Below are 13676 nucleotides of genomic sequence, written 5' to 3'. Positions count from 1 at the left end.
GAGCGCAGGTGCGTGAAGCCGATACGTGAGCCGCCATGGTCACCGTCCACCTCCGTACGACGCGGTGACCTGCGACTTCACCTCACCGTGTACGGGATGTGCGCATCCTCGCGCAGGAACTCGGAGAGGCTCTTGAGCAACCGGCCGAGATCCGTGCCCCCGACCTCACGCGTGAGGCGGAGCGCCTCGATGATGCGATCGGCCACGGGGTCCGCGAGCCGCGCCTTGAGCAGGTCCAGGCACTCGCTGAACCGGCCCGTGGCCCGGTAGTCGGCGGCGAAACGTGCGAACGGCTCCCTCAGCTCCGCCGGGCCGCGCTCCCCGAGCTGCGCGACCGCCTCCGGCAGGGACAGTCCCGCCCGGACGCCCGAGGCCAGGTGGTCGACGGCGTCCGGCCAGACGTCCCGCAACCCCTCTCGCCGACGTCGCGCCCGGACGCGGAGCAGCACCTCCGGGGCGGCGGCCGCCATGAGCGCGAAGCAGCAGGCGATCGCGGGTGATCGGGTCAGGGCGAGACCCACGAGCATCACCATGACGCCGACCCCGGCGCTGAACGCGTAGAGGGCCCCCGGGCCGACCGTCGGCACCCCTGCCTGGACGAGCACGTCTTGCAGCGCCTGATGACGCCGGCTCCGGCGCGAGACGAGCACTGTGCGCTCCCAGCACGACAGCCACACGAGCACGAGGCCTGCACCTGCCACGAGGCCGATCAGCACACCCATCAGCGATCACCGGCCAGCAGTGCGTTGACGTCGATGCCGACGCGCTCGAAGCGCTCCGTACCCGGGGGGAACCCGTCAGCGCGGACGAGCTCGCCTCCCAGCGCGACCGGGCGCCGCTGGAAGATCTGGGCGGTCTCGACCCGGCTCTCCTCGACCCGCCCCGTCACGGCGACGATCTCGCGGACCTGCCGGACGCCGTCGGCCGACACCCCGAGGTGCACCACCAGGTCGATCGCGGAGGCGACGGTGGGTGTGACAAAGCGGTCGGAGACGTTCTCGCCGGCGAGGAGGGGCAGGGTGCACATCTTCGTCACCGCCTCACGGGCGGAGTTGGCGTGCACGGTGCACATGCCAGGGATCCCGGCGTTCAACGCGACGAGCAGGTCCAGGCTCTCGGCCTCGCGCACCTCGCCGATGACGATGCGGTCGGGCCGCATGCGCAGGGACTCCTTGACCAGGCGCCGCAACGGAATCTCTCCGGTTCCTTCGAGGCTCGGCTGGCGGCACTGCATCGCCACGTGGTCACGCACGGGCAGCCTCAGCTCAAAGACCTCCTCGCAGGACACGACGCGCTGCCCGGCCGGGATCGACCCGGCGAGCGCGTTGAGCATCGTGGTCTTCCCGGCCTGCGTGGCACCCGCGACCAGGATGTTCAGTCCTGCCCGGACGGCGGCGTCGAGGAACGTCGCCGCGTGCGGGGTGAGCGAGCCGAGCCGAATCATGTGATCGACGTGATGGGCGCGCACCACGTGCTTGCGGATGTTGACGGCCATGTGCTCGCGTGTGATGTCCGGGATCACGACGTGCAGGCGCTCGCCGCCCGGCAGCGTGGCATCCACGAACGGGCTGCTCAGGTCGAGCCGCCGACCGCTGGACGTGAGCATGCGCTCGACGAGGTCGCGCACCTGGTCGGCCGTCAGGAGCGTGGTGGTCAGCTCGCTGACGCCTCGCCGGGCGACGAACACCTGCGCGGGCGCGTTGATCCAGATCTCCTCCACCTCGGGATCGTCGAGGTACGGCTGCAACGGCCCGAGGCCACCCAGCGCATCGGCCACGGCCCGCACCGAGGCCGTGGCGTCGGCGAGCGGGGGCACGACACCCAACGACACCCGTTCGGCGTAGTCGGCGGCCGCCTCGGCCACGAGCCGGTCGAGACCCGCCCGGTCGGTCACGGGGTCGAGGCCGCGGCGGCGGATCAGCTCGCGGACCTCGTGCTGCAGGATGCTCGTGGCGTCGTCGCGCAGCGGCACGTCGATGGTCACCGGGCGAACCTCTCCCTCGGGGACATTCCGGGCCTTCCATCAGGCGTCGCCGAGCGTAGCGAACTTCGCCGTCGTGGCGCTGCCGCCCTGTGGACAAACCTCGCGCGAGTAGGGTCAGTCCGTCGCCGCCACGCTCTCGGGGCGACAAGACCCCTGGTCAGCGCCGTGGTCGACGGTCCGACGGCCGTCGCCGGGGCCAGTGCCGTCGCCGGGGCCGGCTCCCGCCCGCGGTCCGCATCGTGGACACGGTCGAGTCGTCGACGACGGCACCTCGCTCCCCTGCTTGTGGCGCGCCGTCTTCGGCATGGAGCCAGGCGACCATCGGACCGTCGTGTCACTATCCTCGCGAAGAGTGGCGTTGTTGCCACTGGCGGCGCGTGGATCGTGCGGGCAACACTGAGGAACCGCCCGCCCGGCGGGTCACACCTCCCCCACCACGATGAGGAAAAGACCCCATGTCAGATCAGATGAAGGCCGTCGTGCTCACCCGTTTCGGAGGGGTCGACGCTCTCGAGCTGCACGACGTCTCCGTACCGCCCGTCGGCCCCCGCCAGGTGCGGGTGCGCGTCCATGCGACCGCCGTCAACCCGTTGGACTTTCAGATCCGCCGCGGGGACTACGTAGACCAGGTGCCGCTCCCGGCGATCATCGGGCACGACGTCTCCGGCGTGATCGAGGAGGTCGGATCCCACGTGACCGAGTTCGGAGTCGGCGACGCGGTGTACTACACGCCTCGGATCTTCGGCGGCCCCGGCTCGTACGCCGAGCAGCACGTCGTCGACGTCGAGCTCGTCGGTCGGAAGCCGGAGAACGTCAGTCACCTGGAGGCAGCGAGCCTGACTCTCGTCGGAGGCACGGTCTGGGAGGCCCTGGTGACACGAGCGAGGCTCACCGTGGCGGAGACGATCCTCGTCCACGGAGGAACCGGCGGCGTCGGCACGATCGCGATCCAGGTCGCGAAGGCGATGGGTGCACGCGTGATCACCACCGCCAGAGCCGGTGACCATGAGTTCGTGCGCTCTCTCGGAGCGGATGCGGCGTTCGACTACACCTCGACGGACTACGTCGATGCCGTGGCCGAGATGACGCGAGGCGAGGGGGTCGACGTCGTCCTCGACACGATCGGTGGCGACACGCTCACACGCAGTCCGCTGACGCTCGCCGACTCCGGACGCGTCGTGAGCATCGTCGACCTCGCGCAGCCGCAGAACCTCCTCGAGGCCTGGGGCAAGAACGCCGCCTACCACTTCGTCTTCACACGACAGAACCGAGGAAAGCTGGACGCGCTCACCAGGTTGGTCGAGCGCGGTCTCGTGAAGCCGGTCATCGGCGCGACGCTCCCGCTCGCTCGAACGGGCGAGGCGCATGAGCTCCTGGAGAACAGGCGGTCGTACGCGCTCCGCGGCAAGGTCGCGATCGACGTGGCGGGCGAGACCGTCACGCTTCCCCCGCGCATCTCATAGCAGAACCCTCACCCCCAGGACCACGGAACCACGGAGGAACAGAGACATGAGCGCGTACATCGTGTTCCAGCGAGAGACCACCACCGATCAGCAGGCCCTCGACCGCTACATGGAGCGCGCCGACAGCACGTTCGCGGGCCACGACGTGCAGGCTCTGGTCGACTACGGCACGTTCGAGGTGCTCGAGGGCCCCCCGATCCAAGGCGTCGTCGTCCTGCGCTTCCCCGACGCGGCCGCGGCACGGGAGTGGTATCGCGGCGAGCAGTACCAGGAAGTGGTGCAGGACCGCTTCCTCGGCGCGACCTACCGGGCCGTGCTCGTCGACGGTGCGGACGCGTAGTCCACGCGCACGGTCCGCGTGGGTGCGGTGGTCAGCTCCGCCCCGTGAAGGTGGCGCGGTACTCCGAGGGGGACACGTCCAGCAGCCGGCGGAAGTGGAGCCGGAGGTTCGACCCCGTGCCCAGGCCGACCTCCTCCGCGATGCGGTCGACCGACAGCCTCGTGCTCTCCAGGAGCTCGCGGGCAGTGTCGACCCTTGCCCGCAGGATCCACTGCAGCGGGGTGCTGCCAGTCTCCTCGGTGAAGCGACGCAGGAACGTGCGGGGGGACATCCGCGCGTGCGCGGCGAGCTCGGCGATCGTGATCTGCTGGCCGAGCCGCGCCAAGGCCCATTCGCGCGTCCCCGCGAGGGTCTCGCCGCGGGCTGCGGAGCTGGTCCGTGGCAGGTACTGGGCCTGCCCCCCGGTCCGGTAGGGCGCGGTGACGAGCCCGCGGGCGATCTCGTTCCCCGCGCTCACCCCGAGGTCACGCCGGACGATGTGCAAGCACAGGTCGAGACCGGCGGCGGCTCCTGCCGAGGTGAGGATGGGTCCCTCGTCGACGAAGAGGACGTTCGGCTCGACCGTGACCTGCGGGTGTCGCGCCGCGAGCTTCTCCGCCGCGTCCCAGTGCGTCGTCGCCCGCAGACCGTCGAGCAGACCGGAGTCCGCGAGCGCGAACGCGCCGTAGCAGATCGACGCGATGCGTGTCCCGCGGGTCGCGGCGATCTGGAGCGCTTCGCACACCTGCGCCGGTATCGGCCGACCCGCCGGGGCGTACCCCGGGACGATGATCGTGTCCGTGTCGGTCAGCGCGTCCAGGCCCCCCTGGACCGCGAAGCCGAAGCCCCCGGAGGACGGCACCGTCCCGGCGGTGACCCCGCAGGTCGACACCTCGTAGGGGAACCCCGTCTCCGGATGGAACACCTCCGTGGGGATCCCGACGTCCAGCGGACGTGCCCCGTCGAGCACGAGGACAACCACCCGGTGCGGTCGCTGCATCACCCGACTCCGATCCAACGCGTGCCCATCGTGTCAATATCCTTGCACAGGTGGGCATGACCGCCATCGGCCGCCTCCGCCTCACGTCAGGTCGACGGCGCGCTCGCCCTCGTGTGGCTTGAGGCGGAGCACCGCACCGTCATCGTCCGGCGGACGCGGTGACTGGGCTGCCGGTATCCGCCGTCACGCCCGACGGGTCGTACGGGGACCAGGCGGGCTCGCGCAGCCCGGGGCAGTGCTCGGGGGTCGGATGACTGGCGATGTCGATCATGTGGTCCAGGGCGTCGCGTGCGGCGGCGAGCTCGGCCATCGCAGCGGTCATGCGGTCCCGCTCGGCTGCCAGCACCCGGAAGACCTCGGGCGTGCCCTGCCCGGTCTCGACACAGGGCATCAGCTGAAGGATGGTGCGGCTGGGCACACCGGCGGCGAAGAACTGCTGGATCAGCCGGACGCGTTCGACGGCTGACTCAGGGTAGGTGCGCTGGCCGCCGGGGGTCCGTTCCGCCGTGAGAAGCCCTTGCTCCTCGTAGTAGCGGAGCGCTCTGGTGCTGACGCCTGCCCGCTGCGCCACGTCGCCGATCCGCATACGTGCCCTCCCGTGATCCATGTCTCCTGAAGCGCTGTTGCCCTTGACGTCAACGTCAGGTTTTAGCGTAGCCGATGCCGGTCCGACCACGCACCGGTCGGCACCCGAGAAACCACACGCAGAAAGCTGGGAAACCATGGACGTCACCGGTCAGATCGCCCTCGTCACCGGAGCCAACCGCGGCATCGGCCGCCAGTTCGTGCTCGAGCTGCTCGACCGCGGCGCGAGCAGGGTGTACGCCACGGCCCGCCGACCCGAGAGCCTCGACTTCGACGACAGCCGGGTGGTACCGCTGCGGATCGACCTGCTCGACCACGAGTCCGTCGCCCAGGCCGCAGCGGTGGCGCAGGACGTGACGCTGCTCGTCAACAACGCCGGTATCGCGACCGGCGCGTCCCTGGTGACAGGGGACCGCGCCGAGGTGCGCCGCGAGATGGACACCCACTTCTGGGGCACACTCGACATGATCCGCGCGTTCCACCCCGTCCTCGCCACCAACGGTGGGGGTGCGATCGTCAACATCCTCTCGGCACTGTCCTGGTTCGTCGCCCCGGGCACTGGTTCGTACGCCGCCGCCAAGGCAGCCGAGTGGAACATGACCAACGGCGTGCGCCTCGAGCTCGCCGCTCACGGCACGCTCGTCCAGGGCGTGCTCCTCGGTGCTGCCGACACGGACATCGCCGCCGGGTACGACGGCCCGAAGATCGACGCGCGCGAGGTGCCGCGCAGGTCGCTCGACGGCCTGGCCACCGGCTCGATCGAGGTCGTCGTCGATGACTGGACCGCGATGGTCAAGGCGTCGCTCGCCGGTGACCCCGCGGCGTTCTACGCAGAGCTCGGCGCGCTGCTCGGGGCCAGCTGAGAGCCGCGGCCCCGATCCTGGTCGGGCGGCATTCCCTGGGCCGCCTCTTGCGCGGGTCGACCTACCCCGACAGGTCGAAGAGCTCCTCCGCGAGCCGCTGCAGCTCGTGGGCGATGTCTTCGAGCCGTTCCTGCTGCTCCTGGGTGTAGAACCGGTTCTCGAACCGGGCGGAGATGTCCACGAGAGCGAGGGCGATCGGCTTGGGGACCATGGTGCGACCCCGGTACGCCTGCACGAGGAACGCCAGCGCCTCGACGAGCTCCGCGACCTCCGCCTCGTCGACGTAGGCGCCCTGGTGTAGCCGTAGCGGCACGGCCTGGGGTCCGAGCAGGCGGTCGACGACCACCTGCTCCGCGTGGGTCTCGTCCATGGCCCGCACGCTATCGCCACCTGTCCACGACCGAACCGCCGCCGCATGTTGCGCCCCGGGTTCGGTGGAGGCTCTGGTGTGCCCCGGCTTCCGTGAGGTCGGATTGCTGGAATGGATCGCGTTGGCCAGCTCCAGGCGGGTGTGCCAGCGGCGGCGGTTCAGGAACTCGACCTGCCTGCGGGACCAGAGGCACTCGATGACGTCATCGTCGTAGCAGTCGCCGATCGATCCCATCGAGGGCACGAGGTTGGAGGCCCTGGCTCGTGTGGTGAAGGCCCAAGATCCGAACTGGGCGGGTTCAACCGATCGATGCCATCGTCGGCTAGCGAGGTCGCGCTCGGGCACCAGGCTGGCGGATGTCCGGTCGCAGAACCGCGCCGAGCCCTTCGAGCTGGTGCGACACCTGACTAGCATCGACGACCCGTTCAACCTCCCTCAGTGGTGCGCCGCGATGGCGTCGCGGATCGCCGTGAGCGTCGCGTCGTCGACGGCGGGCAGCGCCATGCGCGACGCCCAGGCGGCGCCGTCACGGGCCGCCATCGCGGCCTTGAGCCGCGGGATGGTCGGCCCGACCAGCGGGACGATCGTCCGCACGACCTGCTGGAGGCCTTCCGCGGCCGGGTCGTTGGCGTCGAGCGCCCGCGCGAGCGCGGCGAAGGTCACCGGGAACGCGCTCGAGACGCCCGAGACCACCCCGGTCCCGCCCGCGGCGAGCACCTGCGGCAGCGTGGCGTCGTCGCCCGAGTAGAGCTCCTGGCCCGGGGCGAGCACGGCCGCATACTCGGGCAGGCGTGCCGCTGCTCCGCCCGACAGCTTCACACCGACCATCCCGGGCAGCCGCATGACGGCTGCGAGAGCCGTCGGCGAGACGTTCATGCCGGTGCGTTCCGGGAAGAGGTAGGCATAGACCTCGGCCTGCGGGTGCGCCTCCGTGAGCGCGCGGAAGAAGGCGATGACGCCGGCGTCGTCGGTCGGCAGGTAGTACGGGCTCAGGAGTGCGAGGCGGCGGATCCCCAGCGCAGCGACGGCGTCGGCGAGGCGCAGCACCTGGCGCGTGCTGCCGTGCCCGAGGTGCGCGACCACGCGCCCCGGGCCCAGCGCTTCCACGGCCCGCCGGAACAGCTCGACCCGCTCGCCGTCGTCGAGCGCCGGGAACTCTCCCGTCGTCCCGGCGACGAGGGCGCCTCCGACGTGCGGAGCGATCGCGGCGAGAGCGGCGTCGTAGGTCGCGAGGTCGAGGTCGCCTGCCTGCGTGAACGGGACGGGCACGGCGCTGATGATGCGAGCAGTCATGGTCTTCTCTCTGTCGGCGGGAGGGACGTGGTCGGGTACGTCGCGAGAGCCTTGAGCGGGACGAGGGCCTCGACGATGCCCCGGCGCTGCCACGTGTAGGTGACGAGGAGCGTGTCGCCGTCGAGAACGGCTGCGGGATAGGAGTACTCGCCGGTGCCGTCAGTGCCGACGCCGCGGTCGGCGGGCTCGAAGGCCGGGCCCGGGGGCGGAGCGGACGGGATCAGGAACGGGTCGTCGTCGATCGGTGTGACCCCGTCCTCGACGGTCAGCATCTGCCGCCAGGTCTGCCCGTCGTCGTCGGAGACGGATACCACCAGCGGGCACCGTGCGCCCCAGTCCCCCGCGACGGGATTGTGCACGCACGCGACCCGACCACCGGGCAGGGAGACCACCGTGAGCCCGGAGTTGTTGTTCGGCAGGCCCGTCAGGTCGGCGACCGACCAGGTCCGTCCCCCGTCCGTCGAGGACGAGCTGAGCGCCCGGCCCTCGGCACTTCGCAGGAGCGCGTGCACCCGCCCGTCACGCACCCACAGGGCGGGCTGGATCGCACCGGCGCCCCGCAGGCGGGAACGGTCGAGCGGGATCGGCGCCGCCTGCCAGGTGCGCCCGCCGTCCTCGGAGCGGTCGACGAACGGCTGCCACTGCAACCGATCGCCCCACTCCTCGGTCGACCCCGGAGCGAGCCAGGCGCCGTCGGGGGCAGTGACAGGAGAGTTCTTGACGGGACCCCGACCCCCGACGTCGCCCGTGACGAGCTCGGCCACCTCCACCCAGGACCTCCCGCCGTCGGACGAGCGGCGCACCCACGTGGTCCACGCGGAGATTCGCGCGCCGCGACGCAGGAACAGCCACAGGTCGCCCGCGGGGCCGTGCGCGAGCACGGGGTTCCAGCGCGCGACGTCGCCCGCGTCGACGACCACGGGCTCTTCCCAGGGGCCTCGCGGGCCGCGCCGCGCGAGCCACACCCGGTTGTCTGCCGTGCCCTCGCGCGTGCCGGCGAACCAGGCGGCGAGTACGTCGCCTGCGTGCGTCAGGACCGTCGACCCGTGCGCCTGGCTCCACCCGTCGTGGTCGACCGCGACCCACCGGCGACGCACGCGCGGATGCACGCCTCGCTTACCGCCACCACGAGGACTCACTGACCGAGTCCGCTCGACGCCGTGTCTCGCGCGCCTCCCGAGTGGGTGCCTCGACGACGCGCCACACGGACCTTGGCGATGAGCGGTGTCACGAGCCCGATGAGTGCGAGCCCGAGCAGCACGGCCGCGATCGGCTGGGTGACCAACGACGCCGGGCCGTCGATCAGCAGCGCGCGGCGCAGATTCGCCTCGGCGAGCGGACCGAGCAGCAGGCCCAGCACGACCGGTCCTGCGGGGAAGCCGGTGCGCTTCATGACGAGCCCGACCACGCCCGAGATGAGCATGACCCAGACGGTGTACATCGAGTTCGTGGTGGTGTATGTGCCGACGGCGCAGAACACGAGGATGCCCGCCCAGAGGTAGTGCACGGGAAGGTCGAGGAGCCGCACCATCCCGCGCATCCGCACGAGGCTGATCGCGAGCGACAGCAGGGTCGCGACGATCATGATCGCCGCGATCGTGATGACGAGGTCCGGGCTGTTGCTGAACAGCGACGGTCCGGGCTGCAGGCCCCAGATCACCATCGACCCGATCATCACGGCCATGACCGAGTCACCCGGGATGCCGAGCGCCATGGTCGTCGTCAGGGAGCCTCCGAGGGTCGCGCTCGACGACGTGTCGGCCGCGGCCAGCCCTTCGAGGGAGCCCTTGCCGAACTCCTCGGGCTTCTTCGACATCCGCTTGGCCCGGTCCCAGCCGATGAGGCCGGCGATGTCGCCGCCGGCCGCGGGCACGGCGCCGACGAACGTGCCGATGACCGACCCGAGGGCGAAGGGCGCTCGCATCTGCTTGATCTCACCGCGAGTCGGCCACCACCGGCCGAGCGACGAGATGGGCCGCACGGTGTGCTGATGGTGGGTCAGCAGCTGGTCGAACAGCTCGGCGATGCCGAAGAGGCCGATGATGACGGCGATGAACGGCAGGCCGGAGCTGAGGTCGTTGACGCCGAAGACGAATCGCGCGTCGCCCGTCACGGGGTCGCGACCGACGGTAGCGATCGCGAGGCCGACGATCCCGGCGATGACGCCCTTGAGGAGCGATCTCGACGAGATGGAGATCATCACGGTGAGCCCGAACACCACGAGCGCGAACATCTCGGCGGGTCCGAACTTGAGCGCAAACTGCGCGATGGGCCGAGCCGCGAGGAGGAACACGGCCATCGACACGAGGATCCCGCCGGTCGTGACGAACGACGACGCGACGAGCGCCAGCCCGGCCTTGCCCTGCTTGGCGAGCGGGTAGCCGTCGAACGTGGTGGCGATCGCGGCGGGCGTGCCGGGCGTGTTGACCAGGATCGATGGGATGCGGTCGCCGTAGTTGGCGCCGACGTAGATGGTGAGGAGGACGGCGAGGCCCTGCACCGGCTCGAGCGTGAGCGTGAAGCCGGCGGCGATGGCGACCGCCATCGACCCGGTCACTCCGGGGAAGGTGCCGACGAGGGTGCCGACGAGGAGCCCCGCCAGGAGGCAGAACACCACCGTCAGGTCGAGAAGCGGGGCGAGCCCGTCGAGGACGACGTTCACAGCGGCACCTCGAGAAGCGTGTCGAAGAGCAGGTAGATGAATGCGGTCGTGAGGAGCGGGAACAGGATCAGCACCCGCCATCCGCGGCCGCCGAACACGACCGTCACCGCGAGGAGGAAGACGGCGGCGGCGACGAGGAAGCCGACGAACGGCCACGCAAGGAGGAAGGCCGCGGTGAGCGCGATCGTGATCACGACGCGCACGAAGCCGGCGCGGGTGGATGGCTCCACGTCCTCTCGCGGCGTCGGCCGCCGGAGGACGGACACCACCAGCAGGGCGACGGCCACGACGACGCCGAACGTCCCCAGGAGCTCGGGCCACCACCGGGGGTCGATACCACCGGTCTCCGTGCGGAGCTCGATCCGCCGTGCGAGGAAGGCGAGCGCGCCGAGGAACACGAGTGCCCCGAGGGCCGACGCGATCTCGAGTGCCTTCGACGTCGGCGCGGGGATCACCCCGTCCGAGGAGGACGGGGTGACCCGCGAAGCACCGGTGGAGTCCATCAGCCGTTCCCGAGGATCGGCCCGAAGCGGTCGTACTCCGCGCTCACGAAGTCGGCGAACTCGTCGGACGACTTGTAGACGGCCAGGGCGCCGGACGCGGTGATCGTGTCGACGAAGCCGTCGGAGGTCGCCGCCTCCTCGATCGCGCTCTCGAGGGTCGAGCGGACGTCGTCCGGAAGGCCTGCGGGCGCGTAGATGCCACCCCAGCCGCCGAACTCGAGGTCGTCGTACCCCTCCTCGGCGGCGGTGGGCGTGTCGGGCAGGTCGGGGTGCCGCTCGGAGTGGAAGATCGCGAGCGCCTTGACCTGGCCCTCGGCTACCGCTGCCGAGACCTCGCCGCTCCCTGCGACGGCGGCGTCGACCTGGTCGCCGATGGCCGCTGCGACGGTCGGGGCGCCGCCGTCGAACGGGACGGGCGTGATCTGGGCACCGGTGGCGTCCGCGAGCCCGAGCGCCGCAGCCTCCCAGATCCCTCCTGCGCCCGAGTTGGCGACGGACACCGGCTCCGACTTCGCGCCCTCGATGAAGCCGTCGAGCGTCTCGTACGGGCTGTCGGCCGGGACGACGAGCACGCCCGGCGCGAGCATGAGCTGCCCGAGGAAGTCGTAGTCGGCCGGGTCGACGTCGAATTCCTGATGGCCGAGCATCGCGATCTCGACCGGGACGAAGCCGATCGTGTACCCGTCGGGCTCCTGGTCGGCGACGTACTGCATGGCGGTCGACCCGGAGGCACCAGGCCGGTTCTCGACCACGATGGAGGTGTCGAGGATCGGCTCGAGCTCGTTCGAGAGGGCCCGGGACGTGAGGTCGGACCCGCCGCCGGCAGCGGCCTGGACGATGAGCGTGACGTCATCGCTCGGGTAGTCGGCGTCACCGCCGCCCTCGCTCTGGCCTCCGGAGCAGGCGGAGAGTGCGAGCGCGGTGGCGGCTACCGCCGCCCCGGCGGTGATCAGGTGCGTGCTGCGTCGGTTCATGTCGTGACAACTCCTTTGTCGTGGCTGCGGGGTTCGTGCTGGATTCCTCGGTGACCACCTCGGGCGACGGCGCCGGGAGAGGTCAGGTTCGGGTCATGGTGGAGCGACGAACCGCGAGTAGGCGGTGAGCATCCGGCGGTGCGACCCGTCGAGGTGCTCCTCGATGAGCTCGAGCGTGTGGCGGAGGTCGCCGCTCCGGACGGAGCGCAGAAGCGCCGCGTAATCGTCGAACGTCGGTGCCAGGTCCTGGTTCTCGGCGTTCGTGACGGCGAGCATGCCCGCGAAGGTGGGGCGGTACTGGAGCCAGATCGCGTCGAGGCGGCGGTTGCCGGACGCGGCGTAGAAGGCGGAGTGGAAGTCGAGGTCGGCGGTGGCGAACGCGGTCGGTTGATGAGCCTCGGCGGCGGCGCGACTCGACGAGCCCTTTGGGACGCTCATCGCCGTGCGTCGCCAGTGACCATCGGTGGAGCTCACCGGACCTCCTCGCCTTCCTGCTGTAATCGATTGCTGCTCACTGTTGACCGCGAACATACGCCGTCGTGCCGAGCTGCGCAACACACCAGGTCGAGCCGCCGTACAGTGGGCGGCGATGGCGCAGACCGGTCCGCGCGCCCAACAGGAGGAGCTCTCATGGCACGCATCGTCGACGTCGCGCGCCGAGCGGGCGTCTCCACGGCGACCGTCTCCCGGGCGCTCAACGGGAAGAACGTCCGGCCCGAGCTCGCGGCCGCGGTCCGGGACGCCGTCGCGGAACTGGGCTACTCGCCCGACCGCACGGCACGGTCCCTGCGGCGGCGCCACAGCGAGGTGATCGCCCTCGTGCTGCCCGACGTCGAGAACCCCTTCTTCACCGCGGTCGCGCGCGGTGTGGAGGACGTGGCGCTCGAGGCAGGGCTGTCCGTCGTGCTCTGCAACACCGACGATCGGGCGGACAAGGAGGAGCGCTACCTCGCCGTCGTGCACGACGAGAAGATGGCCGGCGTGCTCCTCGCTCCCGCGACATCGACACCGTCGATCGACAAGCTGGTCGGGCACGGCCGCAGCGTCGTGGTCTTCGACCGCCGCGTGACGCACGCGGTCGACCAGGTGACGTTCGACAACCGCTCCCTCGGCTACCGCGCCGCCCGTGCGCTCGCCGATCGGGGCTTTCGCCGGATCGCGTGCATCACCGGCCCCGCGGCGACCAGCACGGCGGTCGATCGCGCCGACGGCTGGCGCGACGCGCTGCGCGACGCCGGCCTGGCCGCGGACGACGACCTGCTCGTCCACGCCAACTTTCGGGTCGACGGCGGCTACGAGGCGCTGGGCGTGCTGCTCGATCGCTCGCCGACGGCCGACGCGGTCCTGGCGACGAACAACCTCGCCGGTGTCGGGGTGCTGCGCGCCCTCGCGGACCGGTACGGCCGGCCGCTCCCGAGCCCGGGCGCCGGCGCTGGCGGCAAGGTCACCGGTCCGGAGCTCGGTGTCGGCGTCGTCGGTGACCTGCCGTTCGCGACCTCACGCACCTCGGACGTCACACTGGTCCCTCTCAGCCCGCGCAGCCTCGGCGTGACCGCCGCCAGGCTCCTGCTCGGGCGCATCGCCGGCGACGACGCTCCGGCCCGGCACATCGTCCAGGAGATCGAGGACGCGACGGTGTCCGCCCGGACGGCTCGGTGAC

Annotated in this window: 15 protein-coding genes; 4 read left to right on the top strand and 11 right to left on the bottom strand. The window is 71.0% G+C overall.

Annotated elements, in window-relative coordinates:
- Positions 1–77 precede the first annotated feature (77 nt).
- Both PZC42_RS05600 and PZC42_RS05595 read right to left on the bottom strand, forming a co-directional pair.
- Positions 78–722 (bottom strand): type II secretion system F family protein, encoded by a 645-nt coding sequence (locus PZC42_RS05600; RefSeq protein ID WP_277209165.1) that lies wholly within the window; start codon positions 720–722, stop codon positions 78–80.
- The gene (locus PZC42_RS05595; protein WP_277209164.1) at positions 722–1984 is read right to left on the bottom strand and encodes a TadA family conjugal transfer-associated ATPase; all 1263 of its coding nucleotides are present in this window, start codon (positions 1982–1984) and stop codon (positions 722–724) included. Before PZC42_RS05595 ends, PZC42_RS05600 begins: the two co-directional genes overlap by 1 nt.
- 455 nt (positions 1985–2439) lie before the next feature.
- Between PZC42_RS05595 and PZC42_RS05590 the strand changes: the two genes are divergently transcribed.
- Both PZC42_RS05590 and PZC42_RS05585 read left to right on the top strand, forming a co-directional pair.
- On the top strand, positions 2440–3447 hold the full coding sequence (locus PZC42_RS05590) for a zinc-dependent alcohol dehydrogenase family protein (protein WP_277209162.1): 1008 nt from the start codon (positions 2440–2442) through the stop codon (positions 3445–3447).
- A 46-nt stretch (positions 3448–3493) separates the two neighbouring features.
- A complete protein-coding gene (locus PZC42_RS05585; protein WP_277209161.1) occupies positions 3494–3787 on the top strand; it encodes a DUF1330 domain-containing protein in 294 nt (97 codons plus the stop codon).
- Positions 3788–3818: 31 nt separating this feature from the next.
- On the opposite strand, the gene PZC42_RS05580 is transcribed toward PZC42_RS05585, so the two are convergent.
- Together PZC42_RS05580 and PZC42_RS05575 are read right to left on the bottom strand one after the other, a co-directional pair.
- Positions 3819–4766 carry a GlxA family transcriptional regulator gene (locus PZC42_RS05580; protein WP_277209159.1) on the bottom strand — a complete coding sequence of 316 codons (948 nt, stop codon included), beginning with the start codon at positions 4764–4766 and terminating at the stop codon, positions 3819–3821.
- Positions 4767–4905: 139 nt separating this feature from the next.
- On the bottom strand, positions 4906–5352 hold the full coding sequence (locus PZC42_RS05575; RefSeq protein WP_277209157.1) for a MerR family transcriptional regulator: 447 nt from the start codon (positions 5350–5352) through the stop codon (positions 4906–4908).
- Between the two features lie 136 nt (positions 5353–5488).
- Here PZC42_RS05575 and PZC42_RS05570 point away from each other — a divergent pair, with 136 nt between their 5' ends.
- A complete protein-coding gene (locus PZC42_RS05570; protein ID WP_277209155.1) occupies positions 5489–6214 on the top strand; it encodes an SDR family oxidoreductase in 726 nt (241 codons plus the stop codon).
- Between the two features lie 61 nt (positions 6215–6275).
- Here PZC42_RS05570 and PZC42_RS05565 read toward each other — a convergent pair whose 3' ends face one another.
- The 7 genes from PZC42_RS05565 to PZC42_RS05535 form a co-directional block, all read right to left on the bottom strand.
- The gene (locus PZC42_RS05565; protein ID WP_277209154.1) at positions 6276–6584 is read right to left on the bottom strand and encodes a hypothetical protein; all 309 of its coding nucleotides are present in this window, start codon (positions 6582–6584) and stop codon (positions 6276–6278) included.
- Between the two features lie 435 nt (positions 6585–7019).
- On the bottom strand, positions 7020–7877 hold the full coding sequence (locus tag PZC42_RS05560; protein WP_277209153.1) for a dihydrodipicolinate synthase family protein: 858 nt from the start codon (positions 7875–7877) through the stop codon (positions 7020–7022).
- A complete protein-coding gene (locus tag PZC42_RS05555; protein WP_277209151.1) occupies positions 7874–8974 on the bottom strand; it encodes a sialidase family protein in 1101 nt (366 codons plus the stop codon). Before PZC42_RS05555 ends, PZC42_RS05560 begins: the two co-directional genes overlap by 4 nt.
- Positions 8975–9012: 38 nt before the next feature.
- Positions 9013–10539, bottom strand: a complete 1527-nt coding sequence (locus PZC42_RS05550) for a tripartite tricarboxylate transporter permease (RefSeq protein WP_277209149.1) — start codon at positions 10537–10539, stop codon at positions 9013–9015.
- Positions 10536–11042 (bottom strand): tripartite tricarboxylate transporter TctB family protein, encoded by a 507-nt coding sequence (locus PZC42_RS05545; protein WP_277209147.1) that lies wholly within the window; start codon positions 11040–11042, stop codon positions 10536–10538. Before PZC42_RS05545 ends, PZC42_RS05550 begins: the two co-directional genes overlap by 4 nt.
- Positions 11042–12016, bottom strand: a complete 975-nt coding sequence (locus PZC42_RS05540) for a tripartite tricarboxylate transporter substrate binding protein (protein WP_277209145.1) — start codon at positions 12014–12016, stop codon at positions 11042–11044. Before PZC42_RS05540 ends, PZC42_RS05545 begins: the two co-directional genes overlap by 1 nt.
- A gap of 93 nt (positions 12017–12109) precedes the next feature.
- Positions 12110–12490 carry an FCD domain-containing protein gene (locus PZC42_RS05535; protein WP_277209143.1) on the bottom strand — a complete coding sequence of 127 codons (381 nt, stop codon included), beginning with the start codon at positions 12488–12490 and terminating at the stop codon, positions 12110–12112.
- Between the two features lie 156 nt (positions 12491–12646).
- Between PZC42_RS05535 and PZC42_RS05530 the strand changes: the two genes are divergently transcribed.
- Entirely contained in the window at positions 12647–13675 is a 1029-nt protein-coding gene (locus PZC42_RS05530) for a LacI family DNA-binding transcriptional regulator (RefSeq protein ID WP_277209141.1), read from the top strand.
- Position 13676 lies beyond the last annotated feature (1 nt).

Origin of the sequence: Isoptericola croceus (assembly GCF_029382255.1) — a bacterium.
GTDB lineage: Bacteria > Actinomycetota > Actinomycetes > Actinomycetales > Cellulomonadaceae > Isoptericola > Isoptericola croceus.
Note: the sequence above shows the minus strand (reverse complement) of the source record. Positions and strands in the feature narration are given on the sequence as shown.